Raw genomic sequence first — 234 nt, 5'->3', positions numbered from 1 at the left:
TCAATGCGTTGACGACCGAGGAGCTGGCCCGCTTCACCACGGCCCAAGTCCGTGCCCTGACCACCGAGCAGATCAACAACCTCTCCACGGCCAACCTTGCGGCCATGGGCACGGCGCAGTACGCCGCACTCACGTCCGATCAGGTCAACGCCTTCACCACCGGCCAGGTCCGCAGCCTGGAGACGGCGGACGTGCGCTCGATCACCACCGCCGCGCTGGCCGGCCTGACCTCCA

General features: G+C 67.9%; 1 protein-coding gene. It reads left to right on the top strand.

Going from position 1 to position 234, the window contains the following annotated elements; translation table 11 throughout:
• The coding region (locus ACG01O_RS22280) for a hypothetical protein (RefSeq protein ID WP_394387812.1) at nt 1-234 on the top strand (234 nt) is incomplete at both ends.

It is taken from the genome of Pelomonas baiyunensis (assembly GCF_043555935.1).
In the GTDB taxonomy this organism is placed as follows: domain Bacteria; phylum Pseudomonadota; class Gammaproteobacteria; order Burkholderiales; family Burkholderiaceae_C; genus Pelomonas; species Pelomonas baiyunensis.
The sequence above is the reverse complement of the archived record's forward strand: the minus strand, read 5'-3'. Positions and strand labels throughout refer to the sequence as shown.